This is a genomic window from Vibrio sp. VGrn 2, from assembly GCF_009361695.1.
GTDB lineage: Bacteria > Pseudomonadota > Gammaproteobacteria > Enterobacterales > Vibrionaceae > Vibrio > Vibrio diabolicus.
In genome coordinates this window covers 1-17,358 of record NZ_RBWD01000012.1, presented here as the reverse complement: position 1 = coordinate 17,358, position 17,358 = coordinate 1, and the positions used below count along the sequence as shown (strand labels likewise).

Here is a 17,358-nt window from a genome sequence, read left to right as displayed (position 1 = left end):
TGCCCATCGGCAGCCTTATTTTTAATCTTATCGGGTTTGTTTACGCAAAGTTAAATACGTATTTATCCATCATATTCACCATACGGCCAATCTCTGGCTTGGTAATCGTATCATTTGCGCCAAGAGACAGTGCTTTCGTTCGGTTATCCTCACTCATCAATGATGAGAACATAATGATCGGCATTTCATGAAACGCTTCAGTATCGCGTAGTCTCTTCACTAAGTGCATACCATCCATTCGAGGCATTTCTACGTCCGTAACCACCGCATCTAACAGCTCTTTAACTGGCAAGTTTTCTTCTTTCGCGACCTCGATTAAGCTCATTAATTTCTCATGAGCCTCACCACCATCTTTACAAGTGATCACATTGTAACCTGAAGAAGTTAATGTATCTTGAATCAAAGAGCGAATAAATGCTGAGTCATCCACCACCATGATCGTTTTAGCATTACGCTTACCCACCATTCTCTGGTTTAGATCTACCGACTTATCCCCTTTCACATCGTATTTTTCCATACTCAGCTCTGGGTTAATATCCGCGATGATTTTTTCAAAGTCGAGAATCATGATCAGGTTGCCTTCTTTGCGAACAACTGCCACTACACAATCTTGTTCGCCCGCTTCCAAAAACTGACTTGGTGATTCCACATCATTCCAAGAGATACGATGAATACGTGAAATACTATCAATCAGAAAGCCATTGGTCATTTTGTTGAAATCAGTAACGATAACAAACTTACGCTCTAGGTCCTGGCGTGTTGGTACACCTAACCAACCAGCTAAATCAACTAAAGGCGTCAATACATCTCTGGACGAAAACACCCCGATCATGTGAGGTTGTGCGTTTGGATAATCGGTTGTCTCTGGTACGCGAATCACTTCTCGTACTTTCGCAACGTTGATGCCGTAATAACAAGTTTTTGTGCTGCCATCCGGCAATGTTTTTTCTAAATGAAACTCGATGATTTCAAGCTCATTGGTACCACTTTCTGTCAAAATGGTGCTGGTTACGTTACTCATAAAGCCAATTATCCAACCAAAATACGCATCAGAAAAAGTTTGATGCAAACGCCATGAGAAGCCATTCTCAGGCTACAAATCCAAGAATCCTTTTTAGTCGTTACAACAAAGTTTGTAAACCACCAAAAGGACGGCCAACGCACATTTCCATATCAAACTGTGAAAAAATGTCTCATTTTTGAACAGGATAACATGAGTTAACTTAGTGCGAGCTTACCTTCCCACTTTTAGCGGCCATTTCGATAAAAAGTTTAGGGTTAATATTGATGTTTTTCGTTGGCCTATCACTATTCCCACACATATGAAATCCCTCGTGTATTGGTGTATTCGACAGTATCTTATTCAATTGTGCTCAGTGAATTTCAATTATAGAAAATGTCATTTTCCTTTCCATCAGCAAGGTTTTTCCTACAATCCCTCTTAATACGATCATATTGCGTTGGGCGGTATGACAGTTCGGATAGTAGTGAGGCTCCATTTGAATAATGTTCTTATCATTGATGACCAACCACTTTACAGCGAAGCACTGACTTCTCTTGTTGAGAGCGTAATCAACACAGCCGAAGTCATTCAGTCAAAAGACAGCGCAGAAGTAATGGACTTAGTTCGAAATACAAAAATTGATTTTATTATTCTAGACGTTGTCCTTGGTGATCGAGATGGTATGCGTTTGGCGAAGAATATTTTAGCAACGGGCTATCAAGGTAAATTACTTTTCATTTCTTCACGCGACTATTCCAGCCTTTCTAAAGCGGCTTACGAGATGGGAGCTCATGGTTTCTTGAATAAAAACGAGACAAAAGAAGCGATTGCTGACGCGATTGTGAGTGTCTCACGTGGGTACTCTATGTTTAAGTCTACTCACGCTCCTTCTACTGGTGATGTCACGCTATCCAATCGCGAAGCCATGGTGTTCCACTACTTAGCTCAGGGCTATTCAAATAAACGTATTTCAGAACAACTATCACTCAGCGCTAAAACCATCAGCACTTACAAAACTCGTATTTTGAAAAAATACCATGCAGATTCATTGATTGAATTACTGCATACGATCCCAAGCGCTGAAAACATTCAATGCGATCGTTAGTTCTTCATATATTTTGCAATGGCATCGGTTAATATCTGGTGCATTGCGTCGTGACGATGGCTTTGCTTCATCTGAATTACAACCTTTGGCCAGCCGTTGGGGTAATAAGATTCAGGAATACGAATAAAACGGTATCCTTCGATTGGCGCCTGATACTCCAGAAAAACCGTCGCCGCCTTTTTTTGTTTGAGCAGCTTTAGCACACTACTCACGTTATCTAGCGCTGCAATTCGATTGATCACCATACCGTGATTTTCCATTGCTCGTTTTGCAAGCTGCTCTTTCTCTTTCCAACCGATAATTTCAAGCATAATAAATGGCAGTTTGGCAGCCTCTTCAAGAGTGGTGATCCCAAGCTCTTCCGGAACAACAACCACAGCAGGCGCGTAGCCAATAAATTTCTGATGGATAGATTTTGGCAATTCATCATTGAAGTAATGAAGCTGGGCATCCACTTTGCCTAAAAGGATTTCGTCCACCGTATATTCCGTGATGGTTGCGACAGTAATATGAGCTTTAGGAAACAGCGTCATTAAATCCATCGCCAACAAGTGTCCAAATGAGTACTGAGCCGTTTGGGGTAAACAGACCGTTATATCCTTACTGTATTTTTCTGGTTTGAATTCTGATCGAACTAAGCATGTTTCTAAGTTATCTAATGCATCTGCTATTTTGGGTAACTGACGCATCAGAAAGTTGGTGGGTTCTAAATGATGTGGGTGACGAATGAATAGTTCATCACCAAGCTGGATGCGTAAGCGAGCAAGATATTTACTGATCGACGCCTCACTCTTGCCCAAGGCTTTCGCTACGGGTTTAAGCTGACGATGCTTTTCTAGCAGAACCAGTATTTTTAATAGGTTTAGATCAAGGTCTTTGTTCACGATACAGTACCAGTTGGGTCTTATGCTAATCAGCAATCAAAGGAGCATTATGCATTGCTCGACTAATATAAAAGACCAAGGGTACTGCTTGGTCAAATTTATCAAACAGTTATGTCATGGTTATGTATTGTTGTCCTCAAACACGCTGTTTTTTCATTTCATATAACTCTTCATCTGCTCTCACGATCACCTCTTGCAGCGTTTCATCCTCTCCGCGCACAGCAACACCTGTACTAACGCTGATCTCTATATCTAATGTATTTAAACGATTGTGTTTAACAACGCCACGAAGCTTTTTCGCTAACATGGAAGCTTTGCTCATGCTGCATCCGGGCAAAATAATCATATTTGATAGAAATTACTATTTTTACAATCATAGCTTACCCCCATGTAAGTTTGCCTTATATCTAAGTACTTCTCATAGTAGAGGTAAGCCATTATCCTAGTTTCTGTATTAAAAATTAAGACATTTAAAGCATTTATTGAGTCATATAGTTCCTTGCCATCAACGCCAGACTCCTTATAACATTTTTTAATATATATATGCTCTTTGTAAAGCTCATCCGCAACTAGTTTATTTTCTAACCTATCTAATTTGAAATTATATTCCAGTATTTTTGTTGCATACTTTACATAGCGAGAAACAAATTCTTTATCAACCTCGCTTACCGAAAGATAACCGATAGCTTTATCAACGTCATCACGAATACTATTTCTATCTAAGTCTATCCCGACTAAAGAATCCGACGTATCCTTAATTATACGTGTGTTATATACATATACCTCCAGTTGTTTACTCATACTTAGATTTTCTACTTTACCATAAGAATAACAAGAGTTTCCTAAAAACAAAATTAGCATTTGTAAAACATAATTAAGCTTCATTTATCAATCCGCAAATATTGTAAACAATGTTCTATATCTAAAAATTAATCTATGTAATATTAAAGTAGAACTTATACTCACCACATTAAATCATCTTCAATTAAAATAAGAAAACTTTGAGCCCAAAAATAGGGCTCATATTTAACATATCGCTAGTATTTATCGCTCTACCCACTCTAAGCTTTGTTTATAATTTAGATGTCGTTTAGTATTTCCAACCTATTTCGACGCCATCTAAAAATCAGCAAAGACGTTTAAACACCACATAAAATTGAGCACATAAATATTAAAATCACGACAGCAACTAGTGGATTGCACATTACTCTATAGTCAGTACAACTCGACGGTTACAGCCAGATAATTTGTTTTCATTTACCTTACAAATCGGCGCAGACTCACCGAATGCTTTTTCAACAATCCTGTTGCCTAGACCTAACCCTCGTTTCAGGTATGTTGTTGCGGCATTCGCGCGACGAGCAGACAAGCCTTTGTTATAAGATTGAGAACCGACCTCATCAGTATGCCCCTCAACAAGAACACGAGTACCCTCGTCAACCAGTTCCAAGTATTGTGAAATCGCTTGTTTGTGAGCACCTGTTAAACGGTATTTATCAGTATCATAGTTGAGGATCAACGACATCGAGTTCTTATCAAAGATGCAGCTGTCGGTCGCATTCCCCCCCTCAACCTTAACTACTCTTTTATCCTGTACAATAGAACGTTCTTCATTTACCGTCACCGCTAACTTACCAACAACCTGAGTGACTTTGGTTTCGGAACTTTTAAGAATTTTAGAGCTCACGTAGTTTTCATCATGATTAATACAATTAGCGAGTGCGACATTTGAGGTAAAAATAATCGCGATTGATAATAATTTTTTCATTTTAATCTTTTAATCGTCCTGTCTCTTCGTTAATCAGATTTAATATATATTTGTAGACATCTTTACCATTTTTTGCGTGATAAATATTTTTCTCGCCAACACAATCACCGAACCCATCGTCTTTTTGTACGTTGTAGTTAACACCTATAACGCCCATAGTGACTTTTGTTTTTTCACCTTCTAACTTCGCGTGTTCACTTTGAAACTTATTTTCTTTGCTAGAAATTCTTTTCTTGAGCTGTTCACAAAGGTTGTGTTCACGCACTAATGACTTCAAGAACTTGTCGTAAACTTGTTGATACTGAATATAACCATAACTGTCTCGATAACTTTTTGTGACTACATCGTATTTGTTTCTATACGTACTATTTCTATGGAGATGGTCAGGGAATCGTACGTCTGTATCTGCACCATCAGAAAGGAAGATAAACACCTGTTCCGGGTTACGATCTTCTTTCTTCACTTTGTCCGCTTCTTTCGCTGCTGCAATCAAGCCTAACCAAGAGTCGGTACCGCCCCCTCTTGCAGGCATTACCTTGTTGGAATTCAATATATTGATAAAGTCCTGATAGTTGTCTGTTATTGGAATATCTCGTGCCTGATTATAATAACTAGAGTGGTACACGTTTTGTTCATCCACAGACTGGTCAAACATATCATCGACAATGCTTTGGAAAGATGATTCTGTGTGAGAAAACTCACTTGCATAGTCGTAGAATTTTAGTCTGCGATCCTTTTTATCGTATTTCACGTTGTAGGCGTTGTAAGTCAACAAGGCAACGCGACTCTTCTTATTCTCCCCGGTTTTGAAGTCCTTCAAATCTTCGACAACCTTGGTGATTGTTTCCTTCACCACCTGCATCTGAGTTTTGTTGTTTTGCCCATACCACAGGTTACTCATCGATTGACTGGTATCCAGTATGAAGTAGATATCCACCGGTTGAGGTAAGTATTTCCGGGTGATCGAGTCGCCAGAAACTTTGAATTTTGGCTCTACGCCGATTTCATTATGTGAAATCCATGAATCATGCTCAGAGGTGGCAACCACGGTGAAGTCTGCAAATGGCGATAACTCATTGGCTTTCTGAACACAACCGTCTTTGTACTCACACTTCTTGGTCGATACATTGATCTGAATGTCGCTAATATTGTCGGTAATATATAAGTCAACAATTCTCTGCGCATAGTCTTTGTCTTCTTGATTGTCTTTGCCCGGACTTGCAATCAAGGCAAGACTTGCAACTTCAGCCGCCTCTTCTATTTTTGAGTGCGCAAGCAAACGTTGCGTATAGCCAACAGAAAACGAGAAAGTGATGATTAATATAGGGAGAAACGAAAGAAATATGATCCCAGCAACCCCTTTTTGCTTAGTGAAGCGATTCATATTAAATCCTTGCAAATGAATAGGAACTGGTCACTACTTTGATCGGCTCACCGCTCATAAGACCGATAATGTTAAACGGCGTTTTGTAGCAAAGAGACACGTGATAAAGAGGAAGGCGTCGGTTCTGCGTGGTCAAAGGCAATAGTTTTGTTGCTTTTTCCACTGTAATGTCCTCTAGATCCGGAAAATTACACCCCGCCGTCATGCCCTTTAAGGCGGTGGTTCTAACAAGCTTCTTATCTTTATCAATCAAAGATAGCTCTAAGACTCGCATCCCCAGCTCATTTTCGTCAAAATCTGGTAGTGTGCGTTTCAACATGCCTTTCGCCATATCGAACGAATTGTTCATGTGTGTCTCGCACTGCTTACCTCCTGCGCCGCAAATATCAAGTTCATTGGCAAACAACTGTCGGCGTTCACTAATAACACTGACGATCGAATACACCACCCTATCCAACTGCCCTTTTTTATTAACGGCGATGGTGTAGTTGATATGCATGGCAATAATGGAGCCAAAAAAGAGTAAGACCAATGCAAGCTCAACAATAAAAGCACCGGTTTGCTTTGACTTAGTTACCACAACTGATCTCCTCTCCTAACTTGAACGTGCAGCGCTCGTACTCCTGAACCGCGACCATCTCACGACTAATGTTCATGCTTGGCATAACAAAGTTAAACAGAGGCTGATAGGTGAAGCTCAATTGGTATATGGCAATTGGCATGTTGACTGAGTTTTCAGCAGTGTCGCCTTTCTTGATGTTTGGGCATTCACTCAACGCTTTTCCACTGCGATTACAATGGATAAAGTCAGTTAGGTTTTTAAAGTAATAAACCGATGCCGAAACCGTTGAGTGATCAACAACTTTTGACCATAGTGCGCCACCACTTGATTCAAGCTTGGTTTTAATTACGTCTTGGTAGTCGACCTTTTCAGTACTGTGAGAGCTGCCTTGCTTTTTACTGCTCATCACTGCTGTGGTTAATGCATGATCCGTCACGCCCATTGAGTAGGTTAAAACCGACAAGTCAAACCAAGTAAACAGAACCATTAGTAAAACTGGCAAGCCCATTGCGGTCTCGACCGTCAAACTTCCCTTTTGAAACTTGATCATAGCTCGACGTACCTTTTCTTCGTGTAATCAACAACAAAGGCACCTTTGATATCCATATTTTCAAGAAATTTCTTTGCTTCATTGATATCACTGAACTCACCAATGCAGTAACGCTTCCATAAGCCGTGCGTGTAGGAATACACACTTCCATAATTGCCTTTCAGATAGTTTAAGTAATCCGAAGGAATCACCTTATAGGTTGCCAAAACTTGAATTCGGTAAATTGAAGGTGCTTTAGGGCGTAAGTTTTTTGGATCTAGAACTGAGCGTGCTACGTACTTTGGTTTCAAATCGACTGATTTCGTTTCCATTTCCATATTTTTCTTTTCCTTTACTTTAGCGACCTGCTTTGGTGGAACTGCTTTCGTTACTTTTTTAGGAAGCGGTTTAACGCTCTGCATGAGTTTTTTCAGTTTGACTCGCGCTTCCTGTTCGCTGCTGTCGTGCTTTAACACTTCCAGTGCTACGTCAGGTCGGTGTGAGCGAGTCGAAGCTAATAGTAGATTTGAGCGGACCTTTTCATCGTTCGGATTAGCCGCAAACAAGCTGTAGAGCAGTTCCATCGCAGGTTCCGGACGACCTTGCAACATCATCACGACGGCAATATTGTTATTCGCTTCTCGGTCCGATGCGCCGTTTTTCTTGCTGTCGTTGAAGTTGGCGATTGCACCGCTGTAATCTTTCTTACGCGCTAAAATCTTGCCTTTTAAAAGATAATAATTACCCTTCGGACCGCCGTTTTCTAAATAGTCATCTAGATAGCGTTCACTTGCGTCATAATTACGTTTTAGATATTCCAACTTAGCTAAGATGTAAATAATCTCTGGATCTTCGAGGTCTTTCTTCTCAAGAGTATTTATGTATAACTCGGCAGACTTTTGGTCTTTATTATCGAGGTATAAATTGATCAGTTTTATCTTATAGCTTGGAACTTCAACCAAATTTGCTTTATAAAACTCGATCAGTTGTTCAGTTTGTCCAGAATTAGTTAGTAGTTTTTCTTTGGTTACTAATTCCTGATTGATGGTTGAACAACCACTTAAAAGCAGTAAAACAAAAAGGGAAATATAGTTTTTTACATTCATTATCCTAGCATCCTCATTATCCCTGGCGCTGCGATTAGAACAACAATAGGAACCATGATAAAAGCGATCATTGGTATGGACATTTTTGCCCCCATCTTTCCTATTTTTTCTTCCAAATCGAGCATATTTATTTCTCGAATATCAGAAGCGAGGGAAGCTAATACCGCACCTACTGATGAGCCGTACTTCAAGCTTTGAGTAAGAGTCATGACAAAGCTTTGCGCTTCTGTGGTTGGAACCAGATCATAGAACTCAGTAAGCGCTCGATCCAAACCAACAATTTTGGCTCGTTCTGACGTTTTTTTAACAACATAAGCCAGGTTTTCATCGACTGTTTTTAGCTCGTTCGACAGATATTCCAAGCTCGCTTCGAGCGTCATCCCGGTATGCACACACACATTCATCAAGTCGAGCAAGAAAGGCAGTCGACTACTGACGTGACGAACGTTCGCATTCCCTTTCGATGAAATGTACATATCTGGCACAATCAAACACACAAGCATCGAAAGCGAGAATGAAATAAACGCAGATGAAAACTCCATGTCTCCCTGCATGTAAGAATAACCAATAAATGCTAAGCAAAATAACAGTGGTATAATCTTCAGCAGGTAATAAGCTTGCGCAATAAAATCACTATGAATCCCTGCTCTAACTAAGTTGTTTTTCGTTTCTTCTTTATTAAAAGACAGGCGCGAAAGTTGTACTGCCAACTTATCCGCAAAAGGCGTCTTTTCTTGGGTTGAGTCAATGATCTTCTTTGTCGAAATATTCGCTTTGGTTTTATCAAACACTTTTAACGAGTAATACGCGACAGATAGTGAAATAAACAACCCTAATGCTAAAAAGATTAATTTTATATCGACCACTACTTCACCCCTCTTAATATCATGTAGATAAAGAAGAATCCGATAGCTTCACTGATCAACACGTAATAGAAAATAGGCTTCCCCCCATCTTCAAACATCACGAAGTTATAATTTTCAGGGCTGGTTACTTTCAAAATCATGATAAAGATTACCGGCAGAGCCGCGATGATTTTTGCTGAAGCACGCGCCTCTGACGTCAGTGCATTTTTCTTCTTCTCGATTGCCCTTGCTTCAAACATGATTCGGTTGATGCGGTTAATGACATCTTTTAGTTGACCACCTCGACTCAAGTTGATTCGAATCGTCGCCGCAAAGAAAAAGTACTCAACATAAGGGAACGACGCAGCACTTCGCGCCAAGACATCATCTGGGTCTTCACCGATAAGTAAGCGCTCTGACATCTTCTTGAACTCTTCGCCTACTTCATTATCAAGCTGAGTGCCCACATATTCGAACGCATGGACAATACTCTGACCCGAGGAGAGCGCACCAGAAAGAATGTTCAGCGCATCCGGGAAGTTATCCTTGAATCGCTGCGCTTGAATGCCACTAAGTTTGAGAATAAACATCACAAACAGTATTGGCTCCAAAGCAAGCAACACTTTCCAATACTCAAACATGAAGAACCAATCGTTAACGAAGTAGACCGCTACTGAAGAGCCCGCAAAAAAGCCAATCAATTTGATTCCTGCATTAGGACTCAACAGCTTTTTCAACTGCTTAAATTTATCCTTAATCTTTTTTCGGTAGCTGATATCAAAGCTTTCTGAATCGATAACCGCTCGAGAGCCAGAAACGCCCTCGAACGTATTAGATTGCTCAATGATCGATGTGATTTCTTTCTGTTTTTTCGAATGCCCAATAAACAGAAACAACGCAATTACAACCCATAGCAAAATGACAATCAGCATCATGAGAACACCTCCTGCAGCGCCCCATCCAAGCCAAAGAACTTCGCACGCTCATAAATTACAGAGCGCTTAGAAAGACCTGGCGTTCGAAATTCGCCCGAGATTTTGCCTTCATCACCCATTCCGTTGTTTTCAAACCGGAAGATATCTTCCATAACAACGTTGTCACCTTCGAGACCAACAATTTCACTGATAAACAAGATCTTACGACTACCATCATGGAGTCGTCGTACTTGGACTATCAGGTCAACCGCACTCACGATAGTTCGACGAATCGCCTCAAGCGGTAGACTGGCTGTCGCCATCATTACCATACTCTCCACACGAGCAATCGCATCACGAGGGGTGTTCGCGTGAAGCGTAGACATTGAACCATCGTGACCAGTGTTCATTGCTTGAAGCATTTCAAACGCTTCACCACCACGACACTCACCAACAATGATTCTATCTGGTCGCATACGCAGGGCGTTGATTACCAAATCTCGCGCAGTGATTTCACCCGTCCCTTCAACACTTGCTTGACGAGTTTCCAATCGAACAATGTGTGGTTGTTGCAATTGAAGTTCGGCCGCATCTTCAATGGTAACGATACGTTCACCACTACCAATGAAACCGGACAATGCGTTCAACAAGGTTGTTTTACCTGAACCCGTACCCCCAGAGATAAGGATGTTGCACTTACAATGGCTGGCAATCGAAAGCAGCTTTGCCATTTCAACCGATAGCGCGCCAAATTGAACCAAGTTTTCTAGCTTGATTTTTTGCTCTTTGAACTTACGAATCGAAATGGATGTCCCATCGATTGCAAGAGGCGGAATAACAATGTTTACACGACTTCCATCTTCCAAACGAGCATCACAAAGCGGTTTTGATTCATCAATTCGACGCCCCACATTTGAGGCAATACGCTTAGCAATGGTGTTGAGCTGTTTCTCGTTAACAAACTGAATTGGTGATTTTTCTACCTTACCGTTCAATTCGATAAAGATGTCCGAAGGACCATTGATCATGATGTCCGAGATTTCATCGTTATCAACCAACGCTTGAAGGGGTCCAAGACCTTTCAACTCGTCAAGCAGTGCTTTAACCAGCTCTAAACGCTTTAAGCTACTAATTTGAAGTTGCTTCTTCTCAATAAGAATATTAACGGAGTCTTTTAGTTGGCTCTCAAGCTCTAACGGTTCAACGTCAACTAACGAGGCTGCATCTAAAGCGTCAAAGATTTCGTCCCGGATCTCGATATAAACTTCTTTCAAGTGATTCATTTCTTAAACCACGCGAACTTTTTCTGTACTTTGACTTTTTTACCCGTCAACGAATTCACAATATTGGCAATGGCAGGTGCAAACTTAAGCTTTGCCGTATTTTGAATGCCTTGTTGAATAATGAGCTTCTCTAGGTTGGCTTCATAAGCAAAATCAATCGCGTCTTTGGCTTTGATTTTCTCTTTCGCCCCTTGAAGCGGCATCATGTAGTCTTTCTGAGATCGCGTCATCGAGAAAATCACTCGATGCTCAGACTTACCCAGCTTCTTCTTGATTGAGTGGTACGCTCTTAGTGAGGCCACAGAAGGTTCACAAACAATAAAAATACGGTTGTATCGGTCACTGATGTCTTCTGCTGTCAACTCATCAATCGCACTGAGCGGCATGGAATCAATGATAAAGTTGTATTGATCAACCAGTTCATTAGAGATGCGAAACAACGAATCTACATGATCGCTCAAGCAAGCAACGTTCTTTTCTAATGTGAGGAAGTTGAGCTTATCTTTAACGGGTTTTACATAGCTTCCAGCAATCGCGGCATCCAGTTCAGACTGGTTCAAATCAATGCTGTTTTGCTGCGCTTTTAGCCCTTTTAAGCCTAGAAATATGTCTGAGTTTAGTGCGATGGTGTCATGCTCAACAAGCAAGGTTTTTAAATTAGCTTGTTGACTCAAACTGTGTGAAAGAAAGGCACTGATCGTGGACACGCCCACCCCACCTTTGCTACCAAGCATTAAGACTCGCTTGGCAATGCGGGACTTCTTCTTAACTGTTGGTGAGAATGTCGCAGCACTTGACTCTTTAAGCGCCCCTAACAAACCATCGAGTTCAGGGTCCCAAAGAATGTAGTTGGCACCCAATGACAAGACTTTATCTCGCATCAGTATTGAGTCCATGTTACTCACTACAATAAGAGAAATGCTGACGTCTAATCTTGAAGAGATCTCCGCAACTTCTGAAATCAACTCGCCACATGCTCTTAAGTCAAGAATGACATGTTTTATTTCAGCGTTAGTTTTATGCCAACTTTCGTCATCAATATCGTCGACTTTTAAAGGTGAAGCGAAACCTTCGATTGCGTAGAGCTCGTCGATTGCTTGAAGAAAAGCCAAATCATCTGAAACAACCAGATCAATGGTGTTGTTCTTCTTATCTTTGCTTGATGAAGTCGTTTTGAATAGGTTATCTAAATCCATTTTTTACTCCGCCACAGGATTCGTCATACTCAAGCGTCTGTTGTATTCCAAGCTGCACCCAAATGGATGATGTTTAAGGGTGTTGAATGAAACAGCATCACAAGTTTGCTCTTGCATCTTGTGGTATTTCGCAACGATTTTTACGCCTTTGCTTTCGCTGTTTGCGTTTAGGGTATAACGCAACTTGTTTACGCCTTTGGCTTTGATTTCTTTCACAAAGCCATCAACAAACTGACTTTCTTTGGCGTCGTAATTGATTGCAAATGTCGACTTTGGATACTGAAGATTAATTTGATTGACGAAGTTAACCGATTTATCCATCGCCACTTCTTTGTTTGTGACTCGAAACTCAAAGGTTTCTACAATTGTGTCTACGGTTGTTTTGTTTGGTGTTACCGATACCGAGCAACCCGAGAGTAATACAGAAACCACCAACAATAGGTTTGCCTTCATTAGTTAAAGCCTCCCGCCTTTATCGTATTTTCCAGCTCTTCGTCATCAACATTTGAAAGATCAAGTTTCAACAAACGCTCAAGATCACTCGTTCGTTTGAACTTCGGCAGTTTGATATCGGTCTCTTTAACAGGATCGACGAGGTTAACTGTCGCTACGATAATCAGCTCAGTCTTTCTTCTTTCAGTATTGGTTTTACTAAACAGTGCACCCAAAATCGGGATATCACCCAGGTAAGGGATTTTGGCTAATGATTCCTGTTCTTCTGATGTCAACAGACCCGCTAGAACAAAGCTTTGACCATCTTTCAATTGTACGGTCGTTTGGGCTTTGCGAGTCCTCAAAGAAGGCACACTGATGAGTCCAGAATTCACACCATTGGTCTTATCAATAGAGCTCACTTCCGGTAGCAGTGACAAACGAATGTTTTCAGAATCCGTTACCTTAGCCACCATAGACAGCTTTACCCCGTACTCTTTATAAGTAACAGAGATACCATCGTTATCGCGAACTGTAATAGGGATTTCACCACCAACTAGAAAGCTTGCAGACTCACCGGAAATCACAGATAGATTTGGTTCGGCAAGCACTTGTCCAATGCTGTCATTACCACTCGCTGAAATCACCGCAACGATATCCTCAGCAGTAAAGTCCAAAATCTTATTGACGAACTGACCAACACCGCCAATCGACTTACCATTCGTCTCTGCGTATGACACGCCGAGTTCTGTTAAGAATGAGCTCGAAACCTCTGCAACCGTCAACTTCACATTGATTTGATCGGTAGTGAGCACTTTTAGGTTGTTGATGATATCTTCGAAAACGTAAGTAGCTGTATAGTCAAGCGGATCAACGGATTCTCCATTTGCGCCAGAAAGCTCAAAAGTATTTCTTTGCTTACTCTTTTTCAGCATCTCGCCAACATGGCGGTAAACTTTGTCTTTGATCTCTTCGCTGCTAACAACACCATCAATAACTATTTGCTCACCAATATTAGTCAGCTTAATGTCTTCATCGGGATACCTTGCAATAAGCGTTTGTTTTAAAAGCCTTAAGCTTTTATTTACTACCACTTCTGCGTTGTAAATTTCGTTTCCTGCTCGGTCGTACGCGATAATGGAAGTGGCGCCACGGCCAATGCCGTAAATCACTAATTTCCCGTTTGCGATGACCTTGTAATCCGCAATTTGAGTATCCGCGACAAACACGGTATCAATGTTGCGTTTTACATTAATCGTCTTCGCTGCACCTTTATCAAGGCTTAATAGATCCCCAGCTGACGCGGAAGCTGGGAGAAGCAAAACCAATCCCAGCGTGACTGATAATATATTTTTATTGAACACCCTTAATTCCCTCTCAGCTGTCGAACGCCAAATCGATGCTCAATCAAATCGCTACTTTTTACAGATAAGTATTTATGAACCATCTTTGCTGGAACCAGAGTTATGGCTCCAATTTTCTGTGCCATTTCTAGCTTAAGTACCTGTTTAACGGTCAACGCGATAATCAAGCCATATTCTTCATTTGACGAATCATCATCTTCAGAAACGTTCATCGATTGCAAAACCAAAGCCCCGTCAATGATGACGTTGCTCGTTAAGCTATCGATATCGGAATAGCCACTTTCTAATAAATTGGATTGAGATGAGGTTGTGGCAACAAAACTGACGCGATCGCCAGGTTGAATTGGTAGCGCTTCTACAATGCTACTGCCTTGCGACAAGTAGTAATAAGGCACTTGGTCTTTTTTAAGTGAAAGATACATGTAATCTTTTTCACCAGGATTAGAAACCAAGTCTGGTGTTAATTGCATACCTTCTTTGACGTCTTTCGCCCATAGCGCACCTGAATCAATCTTGATGCTCGCGTAAGGAACGTATGAATGCTGTTTTGCTTCCGACTCGGGAAACTCACGAATATCTATTGCATTGGCGTTAACTGGCTCAGCTTTGTTTACAACTCGATTAACGAATGCGACCTCTACAAACACTTCATTTTCGACCACTGCCACTGGCTCAGGCTGATCAAAAAAATCGCTGACGTAGAAAAAAGCCAAAAACATAGTGATGGCAACAAATACAAAAACTAATGCTCTACTCATAGAATAAAAACCTTAAAAGAGAGGGTTTCCCCTCTCTAAATTTATAACTGGTTAACTTATCCTTGTTTACCGTCAGCTTTATTGCCAGAATTGCCAGAACCTCCAGCAGAGTTAGCACTTTCCATTGAAGTAGAAATTTTGCCCATCGCTTCATTTAGCGTTGTTTTCAAAGTGCCATCTTTAAATACAAACAGAATAATTGAAGACATTGCTACAGCGATGATTGCGTATTCCACTGCAGTTACACCACGTTTGTCTGACTTAAATTTGTTACGGATATTACGAAGTTTAGAATTGATGTTTAAAAGCATGTTTACCTCTATTTCCTTGAATTAATCACTCATTTCGTGAACGTAGAAAATCTACCTCAATAGAAACAATCACACCAATTAAGCTTTTTTATTCATTTATAAATAGTTGTTATAAACACATGTAATCCGTTACATAATAATTTATTATTAGGAAGCAATTGAATTCCAATCTCCCTCCATTAAAATAGTAAAATGAATTATATAAAATTTATCTTTTGGCTAACTTGCCTTACCAGCGTGATGTGTATTTTTTATGGTGATATTCGCTATAGGATTGTGAAGCATCGATTCATTTTTCTTATCAGTGTTACCTCACTAGCTAGCTTGTATTATTCTCCAGCTCCTTTTAATCAAGTTCTGGTGAGTACATGTATTTTTATTGCATTCTTTTTGCTTTGGATGATGAACGTAGTTGGAGGTGGGGATGTAAAATTAATCGGTGCACTATTTTTAGGTGTACATAGTGAATATATGTTATTAGCAATGATTGCTATTGGATTATTGGGCGGAATTCAAATTCTTTTGATGTGGATGACGGCCATTTTTCGTCAAACTCCTCCTTTTAAAAATGGCATTCCTTACACAATACCGATCGGTATTAGTGGACTTTTTTTCTTTTATCTATCCCTTTTTTCTTGACTATAAATACAAACGCCATGCCTATTTATAATAGGCATGGCGTTTTACTACATTACTTCACAACTGGTCAGTAAGGAAGTGGGAGGTTTTCTACTTACCACTCCTTTAGATGTGAGTCGGAAAGTTTCGGTAATCAAACTTCTTAAACGTTCTTGATCAATTTTCTTGGCTGCCGAATCGTTGCACCAAACATACATCTCAATGTATTTTGGTAATAAATATTGGCTACATTTGTGATCACCTAAGGTCCAACTTGGACAAACGACAAACGTGTTTGCTGCTTGTAGTTCGTTAATCATCAGTCGTGATGATGAGGTCGTAAGCCAATGTTTTACCTTAGAAATATCTACACCAAAAGAATCAAGAAGCACCTCGGCATCTCGCCTAGAAAGAGAGTTACAAAAGACGATTCGCTCGGGATAGCACTCTTCAGGATCAACCGCGCAGTCACAAGCTAAAATGTATTGTTCTCTGTTTAGGGGAAATACACGCCCTTCCACGGATGTGGTGTCACCAATAGCGAAGACTAAATCGTGGTTCTCTTTATCAACACAATTCATGTCGCTATAACTTGTAATAGCTAACTCGACGTCGTTATACACTCTAAAAGAGCTAATTACTTTTGCGACCAACTCTGGAGCAAATGAATCAGATATCGCAATAGAATACCGATCAAACATATCTACTTGAGCCAATTCGTCAAATAATTGGTCATATAAAGACATTGTTCTGTCTGTATAACTAAGTAATATTTGGCCATGTTTAGTCAGATTGAATCCATCTTTTCGATCGAAGACTTCAGCCCCTATAGTACATTCAAGTTTTTTAATATGTTGTGAAACGGCTGGTTGGGTTAAATATAGACTTTCTGCTGCCGCAGTAAAACTTCTATGCCTTGCAACATGTGAAAAAGTGCGCAAGTACTTTACATCGATGGTACGTTTATTTGCTTTCATTTTAATAACACCAAGACCCAATAATTTCCGATAGTTATAATTTTTATAAATCCATAAAGCTACAGATGAAGCTAGTTAATAAATAGCTCCCCTCTATAACTCAGTCTCTTATTTTACGTCTAAGCATTAAACAGTTGTATAAGAAACCAGTTTCTTATTAACTAAGTTTTACACTGATCCGAAAAGACAAAAAACATTGCAAACACATGTTTTAATTATTATTTTACGCTGAAAAATAATTGATTTAAAAAAGGTAAATTTATAATATTGTGTCTTAATCTTGTTTCTTAAACACATCTCCGAGCTCAAGAGACAGGCA

Annotated in this window: 19 protein-coding genes and 1 pseudogene; 2 read left to right on the top strand and 18 right to left on the bottom strand. The window is 40.2% G+C overall.

Annotation, left to right across the window (positions count from 1 at the left end; genetic code table 11):
• Positions 1–40 precede the first annotated feature (40 nt).
• On the bottom strand, positions 41–1,021 hold the full coding sequence (locus D8S93_RS18000) for a chemotaxis protein (RefSeq protein WP_152814575.1): 981 nt from the start codon (positions 1,019–1,021) through the stop codon (positions 41–43).
• A gap of 478 nt (positions 1,022–1,499) precedes the next feature.
• Between D8S93_RS18000 and D8S93_RS17995 the strand changes: the two genes are divergently transcribed.
• Positions 1,500–2,108, top strand: coding sequence for a response regulator transcription factor (locus D8S93_RS17995; RefSeq protein ID WP_005395257.1), 609 nt, complete (start codon positions 1,500–1,502; stop codon positions 2,106–2,108).
• On the opposite strand, the gene D8S93_RS17990 is transcribed toward D8S93_RS17995, so the two are convergent.
• The 16 genes and pseudogenes from D8S93_RS17990 to D8S93_RS17915 all read right to left on the bottom strand — a co-directional run bounded on the left by D8S93_RS17990 (position 2,105) and on the right by D8S93_RS17915 (position 15,444).
• Positions 2,105–2,992, bottom strand: a complete 888-nt coding sequence (locus D8S93_RS17990; protein ID WP_203342551.1) for a LysR family transcriptional regulator — start codon at positions 2,990–2,992, stop codon at positions 2,105–2,107. The genes D8S93_RS17995 and D8S93_RS17990 overlap by 4 nt on opposite strands.
• 136 nt (positions 2,993–3,128) lie before the next feature.
• A pseudogene (locus tag D8S93_RS17985) lies at positions 3,129–3,332 on the bottom strand (diguanylate cyclase domain-containing protein); the annotation flags it as partial.
• 2 nt (positions 3,333–3,334) lie between these two features.
• The gene (locus D8S93_RS17980; protein WP_152814570.1) at positions 3,335–3,877 is read right to left on the bottom strand and encodes a chromosome segregation ATPase; all 543 of its coding nucleotides are present in this window, start codon (positions 3,875–3,877) and stop codon (positions 3,335–3,337) included.
• A gap of 319 nt (positions 3,878–4,196) precedes the next feature.
• The gene (locus D8S93_RS17975; protein ID WP_152814568.1) at positions 4,197–4,760 is read right to left on the bottom strand and encodes an OmpA family protein; all 564 of its coding nucleotides are present in this window, start codon (positions 4,758–4,760) and stop codon (positions 4,197–4,199) included.
• Position 4,761: 1 nt separating this feature from the next.
• On the bottom strand, positions 4,762–6,144 hold the full coding sequence (locus D8S93_RS17970) for a TadE/TadG family type IV pilus assembly protein (protein WP_193621640.1): 1,383 nt from the start codon (positions 6,142–6,144) through the stop codon (positions 4,762–4,764).
• 1 nt (position 6,145) lies between these two features.
• On the bottom strand, positions 6,146–6,724 hold the full coding sequence (gene tadF / locus D8S93_RS17965; protein ID WP_203342555.1) for a tight adherence pilus pseudopilin TadF: 579 nt from the start codon (positions 6,722–6,724) through the stop codon (positions 6,146–6,148).
• Positions 6,714–7,256, bottom strand: coding sequence for a TadE family protein (locus D8S93_RS17960; protein WP_005445962.1), 543 nt, complete (start codon positions 7,254–7,256; stop codon positions 6,714–6,716). Before D8S93_RS17960 ends, tadF begins: the two co-directional genes overlap by 11 nt.
• On the bottom strand, positions 7,253–8,341 hold the full coding sequence (locus D8S93_RS17955) for a tetratricopeptide repeat protein (RefSeq protein WP_152814564.1): 1,089 nt from the start codon (positions 8,339–8,341) through the stop codon (positions 7,253–7,255). The genes D8S93_RS17960 and D8S93_RS17955 overlap by 4 nt, the downstream gene beginning before the upstream one ends.
• On the bottom strand, positions 8,341–9,207 hold the full coding sequence (locus D8S93_RS17950) for a type II secretion system F family protein (RefSeq protein ID WP_054867411.1): 867 nt from the start codon (positions 9,205–9,207) through the stop codon (positions 8,341–8,343). The genes D8S93_RS17955 and D8S93_RS17950 overlap by 1 nt, the downstream gene beginning before the upstream one ends.
• On the bottom strand, positions 9,207–10,121 hold the full coding sequence (locus D8S93_RS17945) for a type II secretion system F family protein (protein ID WP_193621639.1): 915 nt from the start codon (positions 10,119–10,121) through the stop codon (positions 9,207–9,209). Before D8S93_RS17945 ends, D8S93_RS17950 begins: the two co-directional genes overlap by 1 nt.
• Entirely contained in the window at positions 10,118–11,383 is a 1,266-nt protein-coding gene (locus D8S93_RS17940) for a CpaF family protein (RefSeq protein ID WP_152814562.1), read from the bottom strand. The genes D8S93_RS17945 and D8S93_RS17940 overlap by 4 nt, the downstream gene beginning before the upstream one ends.
• The gene (locus D8S93_RS17935) at positions 11,380–12,579 is read right to left on the bottom strand and encodes an AAA family ATPase (protein WP_005445972.1); all 1,200 of its coding nucleotides are present in this window, start codon (positions 12,577–12,579) and stop codon (positions 11,380–11,382) included. Before D8S93_RS17935 ends, D8S93_RS17940 begins: the two co-directional genes overlap by 4 nt.
• 3 nt (positions 12,580–12,582) lie before the next feature.
• Positions 12,583–13,032, bottom strand: coding sequence for a hypothetical protein (locus D8S93_RS17930; RefSeq protein ID WP_005445974.1), 450 nt, complete (start codon positions 13,030–13,032; stop codon positions 12,583–12,585).
• Positions 13,032–14,375: a type II and III secretion system protein family protein gene (locus D8S93_RS17925; RefSeq protein ID WP_319803038.1), complete on the bottom strand. Its 1,344-nt coding sequence runs from the start codon at positions 14,373–14,375 to the stop codon at positions 13,032–13,034. Before D8S93_RS17925 ends, D8S93_RS17930 begins: the two co-directional genes overlap by 1 nt.
• Positions 14,376–14,377: 2 nt before the next feature.
• The gene (locus tag D8S93_RS17920; protein ID WP_038897911.1) at positions 14,378–15,133 is read right to left on the bottom strand and encodes a pilus assembly protein CpaB; all 756 of its coding nucleotides are present in this window, start codon (positions 15,131–15,133) and stop codon (positions 14,378–14,380) included.
• 56 nt (positions 15,134–15,189) lie between these two features.
• The gene (locus D8S93_RS17915) at positions 15,190–15,444 is read right to left on the bottom strand and encodes a Flp family type IVb pilin (RefSeq protein WP_045489096.1); all 255 of its coding nucleotides are present in this window, start codon (positions 15,442–15,444) and stop codon (positions 15,190–15,192) included.
• 192 nt (positions 15,445–15,636) lie between these two features.
• Between D8S93_RS17915 and D8S93_RS17910 the strand changes: the two genes are divergently transcribed.
• A complete protein-coding gene (locus tag D8S93_RS17910; RefSeq protein WP_017818101.1) occupies positions 15,637–16,083 on the top strand; it encodes a prepilin peptidase in 447 nt (148 codons plus the stop codon).
• A 47-nt stretch (positions 16,084–16,130) separates the two neighbouring features.
• Here the strand turns inward: D8S93_RS17910 and D8S93_RS17905 are convergent, their stop codons facing one another.
• Positions 16,131–17,039, bottom strand: coding sequence for a LysR family transcriptional regulator (locus tag D8S93_RS17905; RefSeq protein WP_152814560.1), 909 nt, complete (start codon positions 17,037–17,039; stop codon positions 16,131–16,133).
• Between the last annotated feature and the right edge of the window lie 319 nt (positions 17,040–17,358).